A 2,163-nucleotide genomic window follows, 5' to 3' on the forward strand; every position below is an offset into this window, starting at 1 on the left:
ACCAAAACCAGTTACCAAAGGTCTGGGCCGGTCTACTCTTCCGGGACGGGACCGAGGTCACCGCGAGCCCAGATCACCGCGCCGCCTGACCGCCTCCGTCACCTAAAATCCTGCATAGCTCACGATGGCCCCGCTCGCAGGATTATGACGCATGGCGCACCTCATCGGCCCGGCGCAGGGCGTCATAGCGTTCGACATTGGCGCGCGGCTCGGTGGTCAATGTGAGGGCGGAAGGGGGACTCCGCGACAAGCTTTCGGCCGTTCGCGAGGTGGCTTCACGACCAAGATCCACCTCCGCGTCAACGGCGCGGGCCTCCCCATGAGATCGGACATCACACCGGGCCACACATCGGACTACCTGGGCTTCGATCTGGTCATGGGCGACAACCTGCCAGAGCCCGCCGTTCTGCTAGCGGATCGCGGCTATGGCTCTGACAATGTTCGCAAAACCATGGAGGCGCGCAATGTCGTCCCGATCATCCCGATGCGCAAATCCCGCAAGCTGCGGGTTGCCGTGGATCGCACCCTCTATCGGCGACGCAACCTCGTCGAACGCTGCTTCAACAAGCTCAAGAACGCCCGCCGCGTCGCCACTCGCTACGACAAAACCGCAGAAAGCTTCCTGGCCTTCATCGACATAACCTCGATCCGCCTATGGGTCCGCCATTTGTCAACATGACCTAACGTCAAGGCGGTGCTGTCCTGGGCAGCGCGCAGCCCTGCGTCTTGGGGTCGGAACAAGCTTTGTTCCCCCACACACGCTAAGGTCGAACGGACCGTGAACCTTCGTCGCGAACCCGCATAATGGTCTGCCTGCTGGTCGCGAACTTCCGTGCGATCGCCGAAACGCTCATCCCCGTCGTGAGATCGCCGCGCACATCTTGCTTCTGTTTATCGCTCAGCGTCGAAGGACGGCCGAGGGCCTTGCCTTCCGACTTGGCGCGCTTGAGGCCGGATTGCGTCCGCTCGATCAGCAGATCCCTTTCGAACTGGGCGACGGCGTTGAGCACGTTCATGGTCATAGTACCGGCCGAACTGGTGAGATCGGCCCCGCCGAGCGCGAGGCAATAGACCCTTACGCCCATTTCGGCCAGCGTCCTGACGGTGGTGCTGACATCGATCGCATCACGGCCGAGGCGGTCGAGCTTGGTCACGATGAGAATGTCCCCGGACTCCAGCTTGTCCATGAGCCGGGAAAAGCCACGGCGCTGCACAATGGCCGTGCTGCCGGAAACCGTCTCGGTGACGATCCGTCGCGGCTCGACGTGAAAGCCGGCGGCCTCGATTTCCTGAATCTGGTTTTCGGTGGTCTGCCCGATCGTGGAGACGCGGACATAGGCAAAGGTGCGTGGCATGAGGTCAATTTCGTCCGAATAGGCTGTCCGAAATATCTTATTTGTTCGAAATCATGTCAAGATAATTTGTGGACAGGGAGTTTTACCCCTGTACGCAATCGCTCGTTTTTGGACACGAGATGACGCCGAGTTCGAGAGCGTGTTGGTTTCAATTAGAGAGCATATGAGTGGGCCGAAAAATTGATTAGAGTTCGTCCCAAATGAACCGCGAGCCGTTCCCACGCGGACCGTCATAGGCACTCCGGGTTTAGGGATCGACTATACGCTCGGTTGTCGCGATGGAGACGCACTGTCTCGAGTGGCGTTGAAAACTGTGATGGTGCTTTGTTCGAACGCCGCCAAGTCTCCGCGGGAAGCGACGGCGCGTGGCTCGGCAAACCGACCAGCGCAACGCTCGGCATGATAAAAAATTTCTGCTAAACAATTAAGATGATGAGTGCGGCAGAGGTTGATGAAACAAGTCGAACGAAAACGCTTCGGCTCATTGATCGCCTTCGGCATTTTTAGCACCGGGCTCTTCGCGCCGGTCCTGATCGCGCACCAGCCAGTGGACTGCTCCGAGCGCAAGAGCCGCGCCCGCGAGGGCGGCAATCTTGGCTGGCTCCGTCTCGCCAAGGTCGAGGATGATAAATTTGCGCGCGATCGCGAGGAGCGCGATCAGCACGATCGTGCGGACCTGGAGAACGCCGAAGCTGCGTTCTGTCGCCACAAGAAGGGAGCGCTTGAACTCGAGCGCAATTACAACGGTGAAGATCATTCCGAACACCACCTGGAAGGTGGCGTAATCGAGGAGCTATGCGGGAGATTG

General features: G+C 59.5%; 1 protein-coding gene and 2 pseudogenes. 1 reads left to right on the forward strand and 2 read right to left on the reverse strand.

Going from position 1 to position 2,163, the window contains the following annotated elements; genetic code table 11:
• Positions 1 to 232: 232 nt before the first annotated feature.
• Positions 233 to 679, forward strand: a pseudogene (locus tag MZTS_RS18905) (IS5 family transposase); the annotation flags it as partial.
• A gap of 82 nt (positions 680 to 761) precedes the next feature.
• Here the strand turns inward: MZTS_RS18905 and MZTS_RS18910 are convergent.
• Together MZTS_RS18910 and MZTS_RS18915 are read right to left on the reverse strand one after the other, a co-directional pair.
• The gene (locus MZTS_RS18910) at positions 762 to 1,355 is read right to left on the reverse strand and encodes a recombinase family protein (protein ID WP_003603269.1); all 594 of its coding nucleotides are present in this window, start codon (positions 1,353 to 1,355) and stop codon (positions 762 to 764) included.
• Positions 1,356 to 1,836: 481 nt separating this feature from the next.
• A pseudogene (locus tag MZTS_RS18915) lies at positions 1,837 to 2,145 on the reverse strand (phosphate-starvation-inducible PsiE family protein); the annotation flags it as partial.
• Between the last annotated feature and the right edge of the window lie 18 nt (positions 2,146 to 2,163).

Source organism: Methylorubrum zatmanii, from assembly GCF_014845115.1.
GTDB classification, from domain to species: domain Bacteria; phylum Pseudomonadota; class Alphaproteobacteria; order Rhizobiales; family Beijerinckiaceae; genus Methylobacterium; species Methylobacterium zatmanii.